Annotated in this window: 16 protein-coding genes and 1 other RNA gene; 13 read left to right on the forward strand and 4 right to left on the reverse strand. The window is 63.3% G+C overall.

The genetic code is table 11. The annotated features are described in order from the left end of the window. The first annotated feature begins 259 nt into the window (after positions 1-259). The 4 genes from NCR35_RS03025 to NCR35_RS03040 all read left to right on the forward strand — a co-directional run bounded on the left by NCR35_RS03025 (position 260) and on the right by NCR35_RS03040 (position 3,362). Positions 260-1,153 carry a glutamate/aspartate ABC transporter substrate-binding protein gene (locus NCR35_RS03025; RefSeq protein ID WP_250533003.1) on the forward strand — a complete coding sequence of 298 codons (894 nt, stop codon included), beginning with the start codon at positions 260-262 and terminating at the stop codon, positions 1,151-1,153. A gap of 69 nt (positions 1,154-1,222) precedes the next feature. Next, positions 1,223-1,963 carry an amino acid ABC transporter permease gene (locus NCR35_RS03030; protein WP_206467497.1) on the forward strand — a complete coding sequence of 247 codons (741 nt, stop codon included), beginning with the start codon at positions 1,223-1,225 and terminating at the stop codon, positions 1,961-1,963. Further along, complete coding sequence (gltK, locus tag NCR35_RS03035; RefSeq protein WP_250533004.1) at positions 1,963-2,640, forward strand: glutamate/aspartate ABC transporter permease GltK; 678 nt, start codon at positions 1,963-1,965, stop codon at positions 2,638-2,640. The genes NCR35_RS03030 and gltK overlap by 1 nt, the downstream gene beginning before the upstream one ends. Continuing rightward, positions 2,637-3,362 carry an amino acid ABC transporter ATP-binding protein gene (locus NCR35_RS03040; RefSeq protein WP_244847873.1) on the forward strand — a complete coding sequence of 242 codons (726 nt, stop codon included), beginning with the start codon at positions 2,637-2,639 and terminating at the stop codon, positions 3,360-3,362. Before gltK ends, NCR35_RS03040 begins: the two co-directional genes overlap by 4 nt. Before the next feature lie 56 nt (positions 3,363-3,418). On the opposite strand, the gene NCR35_RS03045 is transcribed toward NCR35_RS03040, so the two are convergent. Further along, a complete protein-coding gene (locus NCR35_RS03045) occupies positions 3,419-4,321 on the reverse strand; it encodes a class II glutamine amidotransferase (protein ID WP_350029177.1) in 903 nt (300 codons plus the stop codon). A gap of 217 nt (positions 4,322-4,538) precedes the next feature. Between NCR35_RS03045 and pyrC the strand changes: the two genes are divergently transcribed. From pyrC to rnpB, 3 genes are all read left to right on the forward strand, one after another. Further along, positions 4,539-5,621 carry a dihydroorotase gene (gene pyrC, locus NCR35_RS03050; RefSeq protein ID WP_250533005.1) on the forward strand — a complete coding sequence of 361 codons (1,083 nt, stop codon included), beginning with the start codon at positions 4,539-4,541 and terminating at the stop codon, positions 5,619-5,621. A gap of 11 nt (positions 5,622-5,632) precedes the next feature. After that, positions 5,633-6,472 carry a DUF3025 domain-containing protein gene (locus NCR35_RS03055; RefSeq protein ID WP_350029178.1) on the forward strand — a complete coding sequence of 280 codons (840 nt, stop codon included), beginning with the start codon at positions 5,633-5,635 and terminating at the stop codon, positions 6,470-6,472. Positions 6,473-6,484: 12 nt separating this feature from the next. Then, positions 6,485-6,897, forward strand: an RNA gene (gene rnpB, locus NCR35_RS03060) — RNase P RNA component class A. A gap of 59 nt (positions 6,898-6,956) precedes the next feature. Here rnpB and NCR35_RS03065 read toward each other — a convergent pair. Further along, positions 6,957-7,379, reverse strand: coding sequence for an OsmC family protein (locus tag NCR35_RS03065; protein WP_250533006.1), 423 nt, complete (start codon positions 7,377-7,379; stop codon positions 6,957-6,959). Between the two features lie 576 nt (positions 7,380-7,955). Between NCR35_RS03065 and rplM the strand changes: the two genes are divergently transcribed. From rplM to erpA, 3 genes are all read left to right on the forward strand, one after another. Beyond that, complete coding sequence (rplM, locus tag NCR35_RS03070) at positions 7,956-8,384, forward strand: 50S ribosomal protein L13 (RefSeq protein WP_159835229.1); 429 nt, start codon at positions 7,956-7,958, stop codon at positions 8,382-8,384. 10 nt (positions 8,385-8,394) lie between these two features. Then, the gene (rpsI, locus tag NCR35_RS03075) at positions 8,395-8,787 is read left to right on the forward strand and encodes a 30S ribosomal protein S9 (RefSeq protein ID WP_008351569.1); all 393 of its coding nucleotides are present in this window, start codon (positions 8,395-8,397) and stop codon (positions 8,785-8,787) included. Positions 8,788-8,985: 198 nt separating this feature from the next. Further along, a complete protein-coding gene (gene erpA / locus NCR35_RS03080; protein ID WP_175939444.1) occupies positions 8,986-9,351 on the forward strand; it encodes an iron-sulfur cluster insertion protein ErpA in 366 nt (121 codons plus the stop codon). A 70-nt stretch (positions 9,352-9,421) separates the two neighbouring features. Here erpA and NCR35_RS03085 read toward each other — a convergent pair whose 3' ends face one another. Further along, a complete protein-coding gene (locus NCR35_RS03085; RefSeq protein WP_250533121.1) occupies positions 9,422-10,552 on the reverse strand; it encodes an anhydro-N-acetylmuramic acid kinase in 1,131 nt (376 codons plus the stop codon). A 300-nt stretch (positions 10,553-10,852) separates the two neighbouring features. On the opposite strand from NCR35_RS03085, the gene tyrS reads away from it, so the two are divergent. Genes tyrS through NCR35_RS03100 form a run of 3 tightly spaced genes read left to right on the forward strand, consistent with a single transcriptional unit; the run spans position 10,853 to position 13,216 of the window. Further along, positions 10,853-12,109, forward strand: coding sequence for a tyrosine--tRNA ligase (tyrS, locus tag NCR35_RS03090; protein WP_250533007.1), 1,257 nt, complete (start codon positions 10,853-10,855; stop codon positions 12,107-12,109). Between the two features lie 4 nt (positions 12,110-12,113). Next, on the forward strand, positions 12,114-12,572 hold the full coding sequence (dtd, locus tag NCR35_RS03095) for a D-aminoacyl-tRNA deacylase (protein ID WP_250533008.1): 459 nt from the start codon (positions 12,114-12,116) through the stop codon (positions 12,570-12,572). Further along, complete coding sequence (locus NCR35_RS03100; protein WP_250533009.1) at positions 12,569-13,216, forward strand: histidine phosphatase family protein; 648 nt, start codon at positions 12,569-12,571, stop codon at positions 13,214-13,216. The genes dtd and NCR35_RS03100 overlap by 4 nt, the downstream gene beginning before the upstream one ends. On the opposite strand, the gene NCR35_RS03105 is transcribed toward NCR35_RS03100, so the two are convergent. Beyond that, the gene (locus tag NCR35_RS03105; protein WP_250533010.1) at positions 13,213-14,115 is read right to left on the reverse strand and encodes an oxygenase MpaB family protein; all 903 of its coding nucleotides are present in this window, start codon (positions 14,113-14,115) and stop codon (positions 13,213-13,215) included. The two genes, NCR35_RS03100 and NCR35_RS03105, sit on opposite strands and share 4 nt — an antisense overlap. Positions 14,116-14,117: the final 2 nt, after the last annotated feature.

A 14,117-nucleotide genomic window follows, 5' to 3' on the forward strand; every position in this document is an offset into this window, starting at 1 on the left:
CGCCCCCCCCCCCCCCCACCCCCCACCCCCCCCCCCCCCGCCCCCCCCCCCCCCCCCCCCCCCGCGGCCCCGGCCCGCCCCCCCCCCCCCCCCCCGCCACTTTTTTTATCAATTCGCGTAATATGCGCGCCTACGCGGAGTTGCACTGGGTTGCACTCAACCGTCTCTAAAATAAGACGAACTGCGGTTAACAATCATTCTTTCAGATTGATTACCCTGCTAAACTTGGCCCGGTTTTTCGCCACAGGAGATCGAACACATGAAGGTTAAAAAGGCTGCGCTGCTCGTCGCCGCGCTGGGAATTTTCGCCACGGGCGCCTACGCCCAGGACGCGGGCACGCTCAAGAAAATCAAGGATACGGGTGTCATCTCGCTGGGGCATCGCGAATCGTCCATTCCGTTCTCGTACTATGACGACAAGCAGAATGTCGTCGGCTATTCGCACGAGTTCGCGCTGAAGGTCGTCGAGGCGGTCAAGCAGAAGCTCAACATGCCGAACCTGAAGGTGAAGCTGACGCCGGTGACGTCGCAGAACCGCATTCCGCTCGTGCAGAACGGCACCGTCGATATCGAATGCGGTTCGACCACGAACAACGTCGAGCGCCAGCAGCAAGCGGCTTTCTCGAACACGATCTTCGTGATCGGCACGCGTCTCATGACCAAGAAGGATTCCGGCGTGAAGGACTGGGCCGACCTGAAGGGCAAGACCGTCGTGACGACCGCCGGCACCACGTCCGAGCGCCTGCTTCGCAAGATGAATCAGGAAAAGAACATGGGCATGAACATCATCAGCGCGAAGGACCACGGCGAGTCGTTCCTGACGCTGTCGACGGGCCGCGCGGTCGCGTTCATGATGGACGATGCGCTGCTCGCCGGCGAGCGCGCGAAGTCGAACAACCCGGGCGATTTCGTGATCGTCGGCGCGCCGCAATCGCATGAAGCGTACGGCTGCATGATGCGCAAGAACGACCCCGAGTTCAAGAAGGTGGTCGACGACGCGATCGCAAAGGTCGAGACGTCGGGCGAAGCCGACAAGATCTACAAGAAGTGGTTCGAAAGCCCGATTCCTCCGAAGGGGCTCAACCTGAACTTCCCGGAAAGCGAAGACATGAAGGCTCTGTTCAAGAGCCCGAATGACAAGGCAATCGACTAACCGGTTCGGGTAAAGAACGAACGAGACGGAAGGAGCCTTGCTTCTTCCGTTTCTTTTTGGAGTGAGTCCATGTCTTATCACTGGAACTGGGGCGTTCTGCTGAGTCCGGTTTCCACCGGCGAGCCCACCACGTATCTCGGCTGGCTGATTTCAGGCTTCTGGGTGACGATTACCGTGTCGCTCGCGGCCTGGGTCATCGCGCTCGTGGTCGGCTCGTTGTTCGGCATCTTGCGCACGGTCCCGAATCGCACGCTGGCGGGCATCGGCACCGTCTATGTCGCGATCTTCCGCAATATTCCGCTGATCGTGCAGTTCTTCATCTGGTATCTCGTGATACCGGAACTGCTGCCGGCTTCCATCGGCAACTGGTTCAAGCAACTGCCGCCTTCCGCGCAGTTCTTTTCGTCGTCGATCATCTGTCTCGGACTCTTCACCGGCGCGCGCGTGTGCGAACAGGTGCGCTCGGGCATCAACGCGTTGCCGCGCGGGCAGCGCAACGCCGGCCTCGCGATGGGCTTCACGCAATGGCAGACGTATCGCTACGTGCTGATGCCGGTGGCGTATCGCATCATCGTGCCGCCGCTCACGTCGGAATTTCTGAACGTGTTCAAGAATTCGGCGGTGGCCTCCACCATCGGTCTGCTCGATCTGTCGGCGCAGGCGCGTCAGCTCGTGGACTACACGGCGCAGACCTATGAATCGTTTATCGCGGTGACGCTCGCGTACATGCTCATCAACCTTATCGTGATGCTGCTCATGCGCTGGATCGAAGCGAAAACGCGGCTGCCTGGCTACATCGGAGGCAAGTAATGCATCAGTTCAACTGGAGTGGCGTCATCGGCTCGCTGCCTACGCTGTGGACGGGCGCCATCATCACGCTGCAGATCACGCTGCTCGCCATCGTGATCGGCATCGTGTGGGGGACGGTCGTCGCGCTGTTTCGCCTTTCGGGCATCAAGCCGCTGCAATGGTTCGCGGGCGCCTACGTCACGCTGTTCCGCTCCATCCCGCTCGTGATGGTGCTGCTGTGGTTCTTCCTGATCGTGCCGCAGGTGCTGCAGAACGTGCTCGGGCTGTCGGCGGATATCGACATTCGCCTTGCATCGGCGATGGTCGCGTTCTCGCTGTTCGAAGCCGCGTACTATTCGGAAATCATCCGCGCCGGCATTCAGGCGGTGCCGCGCGGGCAGGTCAATGCAGCCTTCGCGCTCGGCATGACTTACGGTCAGGCGATGAAGCTCGTCGTGCTGCCGCAGGCCTTCCGCGCGATGGTGCCGCTTCTGCTCACGCAGGCGATCGTGTTGTTCCAGGACACGTCGCTCGTCTACGTGATCAGTCTCGCGGACTTCTTCCGCACGGCGACGAACATCGGCGACCGCGACGGCACGACCGTCGAAATGGTGCTGTTCGCCGGGGCATGTTATTTCGCGGTGTGCGTGGTGGCGTCGGCGCTCGTCAAAAGTCTTCAGAAAAAGGTCGCAAGATGATCTCTATCAAGAATGTTTCGAAGTGGTACGGGCAGTTCCAGGTGCTCACCGACTGCACGACCGAAGTGAAGAAGGGCGAAGTCGTCGTCGTGTGCGGCCCGTCGGGGTCGGGCAAGTCGACGCTCATCAAGACCGTCAACGGCCTGGAGCCGTTCCAGAAGGGCGAGATCAGCATCAACGGCCAGTCGCTCACGGACAAGAAGACGAATCTGTCGAAGCTGCGCTCGAAGGTCGGCATGGTGTTCCAGCACTTCGAACTCTTTCCGCATCTGTCGATCGTGCAGAACCTGACGCTCGCGCAGATCAAGGTGCTCGGCCGCTCGAACGACGAAGCGACGCAGAAGGGCCTGAAGCTTCTGGATCGCGTCGGTTTGCGCGCGCACGCGGACAAGTATCCCGGCCAGTTGTCGGGCGGTCAGCAGCAGCGCGTGGCGATTGCGCGCGCGCTTTCGATGGACCCGATCGCGATGCTCTTCGACGAGCCGACTTCCGCGCTCGATCCGGAGATGATCAACGAAGTGCTCGACGTGATGGTGGAGCTCGCACAGGAAGGCATGACCATGATGTGCGTGACGCACGAAATGGGCTTCGCGAAGAAGGTCGCGCATCGCGTGATCTTCATGGACCGTGGCTTGATCGTGGAAGACGACCAGAAAGACGCGTTCTTCGCGAACCCGAAGTCGGACCGCGCGAAGGACTTCCTCGCGAAGATCCTGCACTGAGCTTTCGCAACGCTAGAAAGAAACGCGGCGCTTCTGAGAAGAAGCGCCGCGTTTTTTTATTCGATGCCCAGTTCCGATTCGACTGCCGCCGTCGTGCGGATCTCGTCGATTTTCAGCGCGGAGCCGACGCACGCCTTCGCAAGCGGTTCGGCCGCCTTCTTCGCGACTGCCTCGGGCACCGGAATGTTGAACGTTCGCGCGAGCGCGCCTTGCTGGAACATCGCGAGATCGCCGGGAGCGAAGCGCGTCCAGACTTCGTTATCGGTGAGCGGCGAAGTCGCGATGACGGCGACGCGATCTTCGGGCGTCGTGTACTTCGCGAAGTCGATCGACATGTCCGCGTCGATCAGATGCGCGGTCGAAAACGGCCAGCTGCGCACGAGATAGTAGAGATGCGTGGAGCAGTGCGAAAAGAGCGCCTGCCCGTTCGACATCAGGAAGTTGAACACGCCGTACTGCGTGATCTCGCGCGTGAGCGTGGCGAGCGCCTCGAAGAGTTCGTCGAGCGGCGGCTGCGAGCACGGAAAGGCGCTGCGCAAGCCTTGCAGCAGCGCGCAAAACGCGAGTTCGCTGTCCGTGGTGCCGACCGGCTGATAGACGCCGGTCAGTTGCGGCGCGTGGCCGTTCAGATCGCCGTTATGCGCGAAGATCCAGTGCCGGCCCCACAACTCGCGCATGAACGGGTGGCAGTTCTCCAGAAGGATATGCCCTTGCGTCGCCTTGCGAATATGCGCGATGGTGTTCTTCGACTTGATCGGATACCGCTTGACCATCTCGGCGAGCGGCGAGCTCGCCGACGACTGATGATCGATGAACAGCCGGCACGCCTTGTCCTCGAAGAACGCGATGCCCCAGCCATCCGCGTGATGATCCGTCATTCCGCCGCGCGCCGCGAAGCCGGTGAACGAGAACGTCACGTCGGTCGGTTCGGCGCAATTCATTCCGAGAAGTTGGCACATGTTGCTCGATGCGGCGGGCCGAAGCCCTGAAGTCGGGTTGTTACAATACGTCCGACAAGCATATCACCGGGGCATTCCCGAAAAAATCGAACGCCGTCGCCGGTTGGCGGCCCGTTGTGGAATTTCCACGGCGATTTTTTCCGGCCGTGCGCTTCTCGGCTGCGCAGTTCTTTGCTTGCGGTTTGCTTTCTCTCAACGTCCTCGCCGTCACCACGCCATGTCCGCTACTTCCGCATCGCCCGATTCGCCTACGACCCTGACCCTGGCGCGCCCCGACGACTGGCACCTGCACGTGCGCGACGGCGCGACGCTCGCCGCCGTGCTCCCGCATACGGCGCGCCAGTTCGGCCGCGCGATCATCATGCCGAACCTGAAGCCGCCGGTGACGACCACCGAAATGGCCGGGGCGTACCGCGAGCGGATTCTGGCGGCATTGCCGAAAGAGGGCGCGGGCGCGCGCTTCGAGCCGCTGATGACGCTCTATCTCACCGACAACACGCTGCCCGACGAAATCCGCCGCGCGAAGGAAAGCGGCTTCGTGCACGGCGTGAAGCTGTACCCGGCCGGCGCGACGACGAATTCCGACGCCGGCGTGACGGATCTGCTCGGCAAGTGCGCGAAAACGCTCGAAGCGATGCAGGAAGTGGGCATGCCGCTCTTGACGCACGGCGAGGTGACCGATAGCGACATCGACGTGTTCGACCGCGAGAAAGTGTTCATCGACCGCGTGATGACGCCGCTGCACCGCGATTTCCCCGCGCTCAAGATCGTCTTCGAGCACATCACGACGAAAGACGCCGCCGACTACGTGCGCGACGCGCAAGGCACGATCGGCGCGACGATCACCGCGCATCATCTGCTGTACAACCGAAACGCGATGCTCGTCGGCGGCATCCGTCCGCACTATTACTGCTTGCCGGTGCTCAAGCGCGAGACGCATCGCGTGGCGCTCGTCGAGGCGGCGACCTCCGGTAATCCGCGCTTTTTCCTCGGCACTGACAGCGCGCCGCATCCGAAGGGCCTGAAGGAACACGCGTGCGGCTGCGCGGGCTGCTACACGGCGCTGCACGCGCTCGAACTCTATGCCGAAGCCTTCGACAAGGCCGGCGCGATCGACAAGCTCGAAGGCTTCGCGAGTTTCCACGGCGCCGATTTCTACGGCCTGCCGCGCAGCGCGGAGACGGTGACGCTGGAGCGCGCGTCATGGACGCTGCCCGCCGAGTTCGCCGCGGGCGATACGCAGATCGTCCCGCTGCGCGGCGGCGAGTCGATCGGCTGGCGGTTCGTGGAATCGGTCTGACGGTAGCAGCAGTGTCCGCGCGTTTCGACGAGATCGATTGGACGCGCCCGTGGCTCGCGCCGCTCGCGTCGCGCGGCAAACGCTGGCAGGCGGCGGCGCTCGATGGTCCCGCGCGCTATCTCGAAGCATTGAACGATGACGCGAGCGAAGCCGCGTTCGTCACCGGACGCGGCCGGCCGCTCGCGTTCATCGCGCAAGAATCGCTGCGGGAGGGCGCGTCGTACGAGGCGCATATCGCCGCGACCGGCTGCGTGCCGACGCGCCACAATCTCCACGATTTCTTCAACGGCCTGATGTGGTTCGCGTATCCGCACATCAAGGCGGCGCTCAACGCGTGTCAGGCGGAGCAGATCGACGCGCTCGGCATCGGCCCGACGCGCGGCGGCGTGCGCGATGCGCTCACGCTCTTCGACGAAAATGCGGTGCTGTTCGCGTGCGCTGATCCATCGCTCGCCGATGCGCTGCGCCGCTTCGACTGGCGCGCGTTGTTCGTCACGGAACGTACGTCGTGGGGCAGCCGGTGCGAGGCGCGCATCTTCGGCCACGCGTTGCTCGAAAAGCTCGTCGCGCCATACAAGGCGTGCACGGGGCACGCGTGGATCGTGGACGTGCCGGCTGCCTATTTCTCATCGGACGATGCCGAGCGCCGCTCCATGCTCGACGATCTCGTTTCGCGTAGCCTGATGGCCGAGCCGCCCGCGAGCCGCGCGTTCGCGCCCCTGCCGGTGCTCGGCGTGCCCGGCTGGTGCGACGCAAACGCGGACGCAGCGTTCTACGACGACCCGTCCGTCTTCCGTCCCGGCCGGCGCAGCGCGGCAGGCGCAGCGAAGCGCGCGAAAGCCGCATGTTAGAATCGACGCTGCAAAGCAGGCCAGGCAGCCGCGGCTTCGGCGCTTCTGGCGTCGAGGGCGAGGAAAGTCCGGACTCCACAGGGCAGGGTGATGGCTAACGGCCATCCGTGGCAACACGCGGAACAGGGCAACAGAAAGCAAACCGCCGATGGCTTCGGGCGCAAGTCCGAAGATCAGGTAAGGGTGAAACGGTGCGGTAAGAGCGCACCGCGGCCGTCGCGAGACGTGCCGGCACGGTAACCTCCACCCGGAGCAATTCCAAATAGGCAGGCGCGCATCTTCGCGATGCAGGACGGTGCCCCCGTTCGTCTGCGGGTAGGAAGCTCGAGCGCGTCAGCAATGGCGCGCCTAGAGGAATGGCTGCCACGCGCGTTCGCCTTCGGGCGGCGCGCGCACAGAATCCGGCTTATCGGCCCGCTTTGTCGTCATTCAAAAGAAAGAGCCGGCGTCATCATGACGCCGGCTCTTTTTTTCTGCGACGCGCTTAGCGTTCGACGATATCGAACGAATGCGTGAGTTCCGCCGTCTTGGCGAGCATGATCGACGCCGAACAATACTTGTCGTGCGACAGATTGATGGCGCGTTCCACCGTCGCGGGATTCAGGTTCTCGCCCGTGACCGTGAAGTGGAAGTGGATCTTGGTGAACACCTTCGGGTCTTCGCTTGCGCGCTCGGCCTTGAGCGTCACCGAGCAGCCTTCGATTTCCTGACGGCTTTTCTTCAGGATCATCACGACGTCGTACGCGGTGCAGCCGCCCGTGCCGAGCAGAACCATTTCCATCGGGCGCGGCGCGAGATTGCGGCCGCCGCCTTCCGGCGCGCCGTCCATGTTGACGAGATGACCGCTGCCGGTTTCGGCGGCGAACGCCATGCCGTCCTGTCCCATCCAGCTCACTTTGCATTCCATGCTGAGGCTCCGCCCGCTTGACGCGTTGTAGACAGCTTTCATTGTAGCGGTTCATCGAACCGTCATCGCGGACCGGGTTCGCGCATTCTCGGATTGACGCAGCCGGGAAGCCAGAATCCGCATAACCGCGCGCGCCACGCTGACGCTCGGAAATTCAGCCGCCGCGACACCGAAACGCCGTGGCGACAGCGCAAGCCGAATCCACATTATGAAACGTTCTCTCATGATGCGAATCTTCTTGCTTTGCAGCATGACCGTGCCTATACTCAGGCCATTGGTTATTGCAGTACCTACAGCGTCTCCTCCACCTCCTCCTAGGTGGATTGAGCCCGAGCTTCAAATGCTCGGGCTTTTTTTCGTTCGAAGAGCCGCGCGCCGTCGCAATGGGCCGCCGAGTGCCGCAACCCTTTGACGCAACGAGCGTTTTCCCGCTATACTTCAAAGTTCTCTTCGTCACACGCCCGCGGAGAGAAGTCAGGGAGAGCCTGCACGCGCAAGGAAAGTCATTTAGCGCACTCATATAAGCAGGACCGAACAAGGTAAAGAGCAAAGGGCAGATTAATTTTTGGATCGATCATGAAGACGTTTTCCGCAAAAGCCGAAGAGGTGACGCGCGAATGGTACGTGATTGACGCGACGGATAAGGTTCTCGGCCGTGTCGCCAGCGAAGTGGCACGCCGTCTTCGCGGCAAGCATAAGCCTGAATTCACTCCGCACGTCGACACCGGTGACTACATCATCGTCGTCAATGCCGGCAAGCTGAAGGTCACCGGCAACAAGACCACGGACAAGAAGTACTACCGTCACTCGGGCTACCCGGGCGGCATCTATGAAACGACGTTCGGCAAGATGCAAGAGCGTTTCCCGGGCCGCGCGCTCGAGAAGGCTGTGAAGGGCATGCTGCCGAAGGGCCCGCTCGGCTACGCGATGATCAAGAAGCTGAAGGTCTACGCTGAAGCCACGCATCCGCACACGGCTCAACAGCCCAAGTCGCTCGAGATCTAAGGGAGCCCACATGATCGGTAACTGGAACTACGGTACGGGCCGCCGCAAGAGCGCCGTCGCTCGTGTCTTCATCAAGTCGGGCAAGGGCGAGATCATCGTCAATGGCAAGCCCATCGCCGACTATTTCTCGCGCGAAACGTCGCTGATGATCGTGCGTCAACCGCTGGAACTCACGAACCACGCCACCACGTTCGACATCAAAGTCAACGTGAACGGCGGCGGCGAAACGGGTCAGGCAGGCGCGGTCCGCCACGGCATCACCCGTGCGCTGATGGACTACGACGCAACGCTCAAGTCGCAACTGTCGAACGCCGGCTTCGTCACGCGTGACGCGCGTGAAGTGGAACGTAAGAAGGTCGGTTTCCACAAGGCACGCCGCAGGAAGCAATTCTCGAAGCGTTAATCGCTTCGGGTTTCGCCGGTTCTGCCGGCGAAGCTGCTGCGAAAGCCGCCCGCACTGCAAGGTGCCGGCGGCTTTTTCTATGGGCGCGATTTACCCGAATCAGTCGAATTTGCATATAGCCTCTTGATTTCATGGGCTTTCGGCACGATTTTGAGATCAGCCCTACAATAGCGGCTAGAAGCTAAATTGGAGAGTTCAATGAGCGCAGTCAGCGACACCCCCACGACCGAAATGCCGATGCCGTTCGTCTTCACCGACGCTGCGGCCGACAAGGTCAAGCAATTGATCGACGAAGAAGGCAATCCGGATCTGAAGCTGCGCGTGTTCGTGCAAGGCGGCGGATGCTCGGGCTTCCAGTACGGTTTCACGTTCGACGAAGAAATCAACGAAGACGACACCGTGATGGACAAGAGCGGCGTTCAGCTGCTCGTCGATTCGATGAGCTATCAGTACCTCGTCGGCGCGGAAATCGACTATAAGGACGATCTCAACGGCGCGCAGTTCGTGATCAAGAATCCGAACGCGACGACGACTTGCGGTTGCGGTTCGTCGTTCTCGGTCTGAACGCGGATCGAGCGGTTGTGGAAAAGCGGAGCCTTCGGGCTCCGTTTTTCGTTTCTGCTCGCGAAAAAAGTCAGCGCGGGTAGATCGCGCCCAGCACGCGCTCGCCGGCCGCGCCTGTCACCGACGCGAGATTGCCGGGCTCGCGCGCCACGCAGCGCATCGCGAGCCACGCGAACGCGAACGCTTCGACTTGCTGCGGCGGCACGCCGAGCGCATCCGTCGTCATCACGGGCACGCCCGAGACGCCGGTTTCATCGAGCGCCTGTTGCAGCATCTGCATGAGCACGGGATTGCGCGCGCCGCCGCCGCAGACGTAGACCGCGCGGGCGTCGGACGCGTGGCGCTCGATTTCGCGCGCGACCGTCACGGCCGTGAGCGCGGTGAGCGTCGCTTGCACGTCGGCGGGGGCGAGCGACGGGAACGGCGCGAGCTTCGCATCCAGCCACGACGGGTTGAACAGATCGCGGCCCGTGCTTTTCGGCGGCGCTTCCTCGAAAAACGGCTCGTCCAGCAGCGCGTTGAGTAGCGGCCGGTTCACCTCGCCGCGCGCCGCGAACTTCCCGCCGTCGTCGTACGGTTTGTTCAGATGCCGGTGCGCCCATTCATCCAGCAGCGCGTTCGCCGGGCCGCAATCGAAGCCGCGCACCGCGCCGCTCGCCGCCAGGACCGTGATATTGCTGATGCCGCCCAGATTGCAGACGACGCGCGTCTCGTTCTTCGCGCCGAAAATCGTCGCGTGGAACGCCGGCACGAGCGGCGCGCCCTGACCGCCGGCGGCGACGTCGCGGCTGCGGAAATCGGCGATCACGTCGATATTGGTCATTTCCGCGAGCAACGCCGGATTGTTGATCTGCCGCGTGTACCCTTTTTCCGGCCGATGCCGCACCGTTTGACCGTGCACGCCGATCGCGCGCACCTTCGTCGACGAATAGCCGCTCACGCTCTGCAACTCGTGGCAGCAGACGGCGTAGCGCGTGGCGAGCGCATTGCCGGCGAGCGCCTCGCGTTCCAGTTCGTTGTCGCCCGGCGCCTGCAGCGCGAAGAGCGCGTCGCGCAGACCCTCGGAGAAGGACACGTGCGCCTCGCCGAGCACGACCGGCGGTTTGCCCGTGGCGAACTGCACCGCGACGCCATCGACGCCGTCCATGCTCGTGCCGGACATCAGGCCGAAGTACACGCCGTCTGCCTTGCCCGGTTCCATTGCTTCGGCTTTTTTCCCCACGCTCGCCTCCTCGTCGATGCTCGTCGGTGCTTGTCCATCAACGCGGGATTATCCGCGCATCCGCGCCGATCGTTAAGACGCAGCCACCGACCGCGGCCACCGCCCGCAGCCGCCGCCGAATGTCCGCGCGCCGCCGAACGGACCGAATGCGCGGCTCATCGCGTAAAATCGTGAGCCTGAACACGCCAATACGCCCATCACGCCCATTACGCCATTGCGCACCGCGCGAGGCCGTCCGGGACGGCGCCATCGCAATTTTCCACATCACAAGCCGCAAGCATGACCACTGACTCCAACGCTTCTTCCGCGCCGCCGCGCGAGGCCTTTCCGATCACCGACGACGTGCGCGCCGCCCTCGCGATCGCCAAGCGCGGCTGCGACGAACTGCTGATCGAAGACGAGTTCGCGCAGAAGCTCGCACGGAGCGCCGCCACGGGCAAGCCGTTGCGCATCAAGCTCGGGCTGGACCCGACCGCGCCGGACATTCACATCGGCCATACGGTGGTGCTCAACAAGATGCGCCAGTTGCAGGACCTCGGGCATCAGGTCATCTTCCTGATCGGCGATTTCACGTCGCTGATCGGCGATCCGTCCGGGCGCAACGCCACGCGCCCGCCGCTCACGCGCGAGCAGATCGAAATGAACGCGAAGACGTATTTCGATCAGGCGTCGCTGGTGCTCGACCGCGAGAAAACCGAGATCCGCTACAACAGCGAATGGTCCATGCCGCTCGGCGCGGACGGCATGATCAAGCTCGCTTCGCGTTACACGGTCGCGCGCATTCTGGAACGCGAAGATTTCACCAAGCGTTTCCAGACCGGCGTGCCCATCTCGATTCACGAATTCCTCTATCCGCTGATGCAGGGCTACGACTCCGTCGCGCTCAATGCGGACCTGGAACTCGGCGGCACGGATCAGAAGTTCAATCTGCTTGTCGGCCGTGAATTGCAGAAGCAATACGGTCAGGAGCAGCAATGCATTCTGACGATGCCGCTCCTCGAAGGGCTCGACGGCGTCGAAAAGATGTCGAAGTCGAAGCACAACTATGTCGGCATCAGCGAGAAGCCGACCGAGATGTTCGGCAAGCTGATGAGCATTTCCGACGTGCTCATGTGGCGTTACTTCGAACTGCTGTCGTTCCGCAGCATGGAAGAGATCGCGCGCTTCAAGCAGGAAGCGGAGGGCGGCCGCAATCCGCGCGACTTCAAGGTGATGCTCGCGCAGGAAATCGTCGCGCGATTCCATTCGCCGGCGGACGCGGAGCGCGCGCTCGAAGACTTCAACCATCGCGCGAAGGGCGGCGTGCCGGACGATATCCCGACCGTGACGCTCGCGGGCGCGCCGCTTGCCATCGGCCAGTTGCTGAAGCAGGCGGGGCTCGTGCCGTCTACGAGCGAGGCGCTGCGCAACATCGAGCAGGGCGGCGTGAAGATCGACGGCGCGACGGTTTCCGACAAGGGTTTGAAAGTCGAGCCGGGCGAGTTCGTCGTGCAGGTGGGCAAGCGCCGCTTCGCGCGCATCACGCTGACGGCGTAAGCGGATGATCGCGCTTATCCAGCGAGTGCGGCGCGCCGACGTGCGCGTCGGCGAACGCGTGACCGGCGCGATCGACGCGGGCCTGCTCGCGCTCGTCTGCGCCGAACGAGGCGACACCGAGGCCGCAGCCGACAAGCTGCTCGCGAAGATGCTGGCGTACCGCGTGTTCAGCGACGCGGCCGGCAAGATGAACCTCTCCGTGCAGAACATCGACGGCGCGGGGCAGGCGGGCGGCGTGCTGCTGGTCTCGCAGTTCACGCTCGCCGCCGATACATCGAGCGGTTTGCGCCCGAGCTTCACGCCGGCCGCGCCGCCCGACGAAGGCAAGCGGCTCTTCGATTACTTCGTGCGCGAGGCGCGTTCGAAGCATCCGATTGTCGAGACCGGCGAATTCGGCGCGGAAATGCAGGTGTCGCTCGTCAACGACGGACCGGTGACGTTCTGGCTGCAGGTGCGGCCATGACGACGCAAGTCCTGTTCATCCGCCACGGCGAAACCGACTGGAACCGCGTGAAGCGCATCCAGGGGCATATCGACATTCCGCTGTCCGCGCATGGCGTGCTGCAAGCGGAACAATTGGGCGCGCGCATCGCGCGGGAAGGGCGGCTCGACGCCGTCTACACCAGCGATCTTCTACGCGCCCAACAGACCGCCCGCCCGTTCGCCGATGCGCTCGGACTCGACCTGCGCTTGTCCGAAGGCTTGCGCGAACGCAACTACGGCGCGTTCCAGGGCCACGACAGCGACGAAATCAGCGAGAAGTTTCCGGCCGAGTACGTCGAATGGCAGACGCGCGATCCCGGCTTCACGCCGCCCGGCGGGGAATCGCTGCGCGTCTTTTTCCACCGCGTGATCCACGCGATGGAGCCGATCGTCGCCGCGCATCCGGGCGGGCGCATCGCGTGCGTGGCGCACGGCGGCGTGCTCGACTGCATCTACCGGTTCGCGATGAAACTGCCGCTCGACGCGCCGCGCAACTGGCCGCTGCTCAATTGCAGCCTCAACGTGGTCGATTACGACAGCGGCCATGCGACGGTGATGTCGTGGGGTGACGTGTCGCATCTCGTGACCGACACCGCCGACGACAGCCTGCGCAAGACAGCCTAGTCGTTCTTCTTTGCGGCAACTCGCAAGCGCGCACGCTTCGAGATGCCGTTGACGAGCGCCCAGCGGACGACCGGCGCCATCGCCCGCACGCAGGGACGCACGATGACCCGCCGCATCGGCGCGAGCGACGACAGCCCGAGCATGTCCTGCGCCCAGTCGGGCAGCAAATCGACGCCCGCATTGAACACGAGCACGCGCGCGGGCTTCATGACGACGCTCGGCGTCGGCGCGTTCCTGAGCACGCGAATGACTTCCTGCGTGCGCTCGCTTGCATGCAAATGCGGACGCATGGCGGCGAGATAAGCGTCGACCTGCGCGCGCGTGGTCGGCACGTCCCGCGCGCCGAGCAGGCGGGCGACGAGCGCCGTTTCTTCGAAGTAGCGGTCCTGATCCGCCTCGGACAGAGTTGGGTCGACGTAGCGCAGATAGCCTTGCAGAAAGCTCGTGACTTCCGCGACGTGCACCCATGTCAGAAGATCGGCATCGCTCGCGCGATACGACCGGCCATCGGGCGCGGTGCCCGTCACGCCCATATGGATGCGCTTCACGCGCTCGATCAGCGCGAGCGCGTCTTGCCGGTTGCCGAACGTGGTTCCCGCGATGAAAGTCGCCGTGCGCCGCAGACGCCCGAGGATATCCGTGCGAAACGTGGAGTGATCCCACACGCCCGCGAGCGCCAGCGGATGCAGCGTCTGGAGCAACAGCGCGCTGATGCCGCTCGTCATCATCGACGTGAAATCGGCGTGGACTTTCCAGCAGATGGTGTCCGGCCCGAAGAGGCCCGGATCGCCCGGCGGCGAGGAGTAATCGAGCGTCGGCCCGCTACCGGTCGTGAGATTCGTGATGCCGCGTGCAATCGACGACCGCACGCGCGTGACCAACGTTGCCTGATCCGACATGC

Origin of the sequence: Caballeronia sp. AZ10_KS36, from assembly GCF_023631105.1 — a bacterium.
In the GTDB taxonomy this organism is placed as follows: domain Bacteria; phylum Pseudomonadota; class Gammaproteobacteria; order Burkholderiales; family Burkholderiaceae; genus Caballeronia.

Bases quoted from the DNA above. Each gene is read 5' to 3' on its own strand.
- NCR35_RS03045 (WP_350029177.1), bottom strand. From the start codon at position 4,321: ATGTGCCAACTTCTCGGAATGAATTGCGCCGAACCGACCGACGTGACG.
- NCR35_RS03085 (WP_250533121.1), bottom strand. From the start codon at position 10,552: ATGGAACCGGGCAAGGCAGACGGCGTGTACTTCGGCCTGATGTCCGGC.
- NCR35_RS03030 (WP_206467497.1), top strand. From the start codon at position 1,223: ATGTCTTATCACTGGAACTGGGGCGTTCTGCTGAGTCCGGTTTCCACC.
- rplM (WP_159835229.1), top strand. From the start codon at position 7,956: ATGAAGACGTTTTCCGCAAAAGCCGAAGAGGTGACGCGCGAATGGTAC.
- dtd (WP_250533008.1), top strand. From the start codon at position 12,114: ATGATCGCGCTTATCCAGCGAGTGCGGCGCGCCGACGTGCGCGTCGGC.
- NCR35_RS03100 (WP_250533009.1), top strand. From the start codon at position 12,569: ATGACGACGCAAGTCCTGTTCATCCGCCACGGCGAAACCGACTGGAAC.
- NCR35_RS03025 (WP_250533003.1), top strand. From the start codon at position 260: ATGAAGGTTAAAAAGGCTGCGCTGCTCGTCGCCGCGCTGGGAATTTTC.
- NCR35_RS03040 (WP_244847873.1), top strand. From the start codon at position 2,637: ATGATCTCTATCAAGAATGTTTCGAAGTGGTACGGGCAGTTCCAGGTG.
- erpA (WP_175939444.1), top strand. From the start codon at position 8,986: ATGAGCGCAGTCAGCGACACCCCCACGACCGAAATGCCGATGCCGTTC.
- gltK (WP_250533004.1), top strand. From the start codon at position 1,963: ATGCATCAGTTCAACTGGAGTGGCGTCATCGGCTCGCTGCCTACGCTG.
- rpsI (WP_008351569.1), top strand. From the start codon at position 8,395: ATGATCGGTAACTGGAACTACGGTACGGGCCGCCGCAAGAGCGCCGTC.
- NCR35_RS03105 (WP_250533010.1), bottom strand. From the start codon at position 14,115: ATGTCGGATCAGGCAACGTTGGTCACGCGCGTGCGGTCGTCGATTGCA.
- pyrC (WP_250533005.1), top strand. From the start codon at position 4,539: ATGTCCGCTACTTCCGCATCGCCCGATTCGCCTACGACCCTGACCCTG.
- tyrS (WP_250533007.1), top strand. From the start codon at position 10,853: ATGACCACTGACTCCAACGCTTCTTCCGCGCCGCCGCGCGAGGCCTTT.
- NCR35_RS03065 (WP_250533006.1), bottom strand. From the start codon at position 7,379: ATGGAATGCAAAGTGAGCTGGATGGGACAGGACGGCATGGCGTTCGCC.